General features: G+C 67.7%; 2 protein-coding genes. Both read right to left on the bottom strand.

All coding sequences use genetic code 11. The annotated features are described in order from the left end of the window. Positions 1 to 1,097 (bottom strand): TonB-dependent siderophore receptor (locus JMF90_RS33440; protein WP_201326030.1); only part of this gene is annotated, 1,097 nt, incomplete at its 3' end. 22 nt (positions 1,098 to 1,119) lie between these two features. Further along, on the bottom strand, positions 1,120 to 2,430 hold a 1,311-nt coding region (locus JMF90_RS33435), incomplete at its 5' end, for a lysine N(6)-hydroxylase/L-ornithine N(5)-oxygenase family protein (protein ID WP_201326029.1).

Raw genomic sequence — 2,430 nt, 5'->3', positions numbered from 1 at the left:
CCGTTGTCGAGCGACAGGTGCATCAGCCGCGTGTTCTGGCGGAACGTCCAGGCCGGCGTCAGGTTGCGCTCGAACTGGTAACCGACCGACCACTGCTTCTTGCGGTAGTAGTTGAAGTTGCCGTCGCCTTCGTAGATGTCCTTGTTGATCTGGCCGTTCGGGTTCGGCAGCACCGTGCCTTGCGCGGGCAGGAAGTTCGACGAGATGTCGCCCCAGTCCTGCAGGTAGGTCGCGGACAGCGTCAGCGACGTATCCGCGTCCGGGCGCCAGCGGAACGACGGCGCGAGCGCGACGCGCTGGTCGTTGTTCGGGCCCGTCAGCGCGTTGCCGTCGCGCGCGACGCCGACGAACCGGTACGCATACTTGCCGTCCGGGTCGAGCTTGTCGCCGACGTCGATCATGAACTGCTTGCGCGCGTAGTTGCCGATCTGCACGCCTGCTTCGCGCACGCGCTCGCCGTCGGCGAGCTTGGTGTGCACGTCGATGATCGCGCCCGGATCGCCCGCGCCGTACAGCACCGAGGTCGGCCCGCGCAGCACGCTGATGCTGTCGATCATGTACGGATCGACGCGCCAGCTCGCGAGGTTGATCGTGTTCGGCACCTGCAGCCCGTTCACGTAGGCGGTCGGCGTGAAGCCGCGCAGCGCCGCGTACCAGTCGGAGCGGTTGTCCGACCCGTACGACGAGAAGCCCGGCACGTAGCGCAGCGCCGCGTTCACGTCGGTGGCGCCGGTCATCTCGATCTGCTGCGCGGTGACGACGTTGATCGTCTGCGGGATCTCGTTGAGCGGCGTGTCGGTCTTGGTGCCGGTCGTGCTGCGCTTCGCGACGAGCCCGACCGTGCCGTCACCTGCCGAGGCCGCGTTGACGGTGATCGCCGGCAGCGTGCCGTTTTGCGCGCTGGTCGACGTCGTCGCCGTCGCGCCGGTTTGCGCACTGCTGGCCGACGCCGTGGCGCCCGCGTTCACGGCCGGCGCCGTCTGGGCGTATGCGTGCCCTGCCGCCGCCGTACCGAACGCCACGCTTGCCGCGGCTGCGATCGCACGCAAACGCGTGCCTGTTGCCCACTCCATCTTCTTCTGCTCCACTTTTTTCATGCGGTCTCCGACCGCGCCTTTGTCAAAGAGCGAAAGCCATGCGGCTCGCGCTCACCCCGTTGTCCGGTCGTTTTTCATGCGTGGTCCGGGCCGCGCCTTCGTCATGCGCGGGCGCGATCCCGTCTTCGAGCGACGCGCAGATTTCGTCCGCGCGGCGCGCCAGTACCGACAGCAGCGTGTCGGACAGGCCATGGCTGTCTTCGCAACAGCCTTGCAGGTAGATGCGCGGCGCGAAGTGCTCGGGCGTCGCGAGCAGGTAGTCGCGTGTGACGTCGCCGCGCGTGAGCGCATCGCCCAGATGCGGCGCAAGCCCTTCGAGCAGCGCCGAATGCGTGTCGCGGCGGTAGCCGGTCGAGAGCACGAGTGCATCGAAACGCTCGACGCGCGTCGCGCCGCTCATCCGGTCGCGCAGCGTCAGTTCGATACGGCCGTCGGCGGTGCGCACCGCCGCCTCGATCGCGCTGTTCGCGAGCAGCGCATGACGCGGCGTGCCGTCGATGCGCTGCAAGTACAGCATTTCGTAGATCTGCTCGATCAGCGGCCGGTCGACCACCGCGTAGTTCGTGTCGCGATAGCGTTCGAGCAGCGCGCGGCGCGCGTCGTGCGGCTGTGCGTAGACGACGTCGGTGAATTCGGGGCTGAAGATTTCGTTGACGAACGGGCTGTCGTCGGCCGGCTTCAATGCGCCGGCACGCATCACGAGGTTCGCGTCGACGTGCGGGAAACGGCGTGCGAGGTCGATGAACACTTCAGCCGCGCTCTGCCCCGCGCCGATCACCGCGACGCGGCGGCGCTCGCCGTCGGGCGCCGCGACGAGCCGGTCGATGTCGGTCAGGTACGACGACGAATGGATCACGCGGTCGCGGCCGAGCGCGGCGAACGCCTCCGGAATCGCCGGCGTGCCGCCGACGCCGACCGACAGCGCGCGCGTGACGCGCTGGCGCTCGTGGCCGGCCGCGTCGCGCGACAGCACGCGCAGCGCGTCGATCCTCGCGCCGTCGCCGCGCACCGGTTCGATCCCCAGCACGGTTTCGCTGTAATGGACGCGATCGTCGAATGCGTCGGCCACCCAGCTCAGGTAGTCGTGGAATTCGACGCGGGTCGGATAGAAGTTCTTCAGGTTGACGAATTCGTTCAGCCGGCCGCGTTCGAACAGATAGTTGATGAACGTGTAGCGGCTTTTCGGATCGCGCATCGTGACGAGATCCTTCAGAAACGAAATCTGCATCCGGCAGTCGTCGAGCAGCATCCCGCGATGCCAGCCGAATTCCGGCTGACGCTCGATGAAGCAATGGGCGAGCGTGTGCGCGCCGCTGCGCTCCGCGAGGCGCAC

The sequence above is a fragment of the Burkholderia sp. E168m23 genome (genome assembly GCF_016586125.1).
In the GTDB taxonomy this organism is placed as follows: Bacteria; Pseudomonadota; Gammaproteobacteria; order Burkholderiales; family Burkholderiaceae; genus Burkholderia; species Burkholderia orbicola.
Note: the sequence above shows the minus strand (reverse complement) of the source record. Positions and strands in the feature narration are given on the sequence as shown.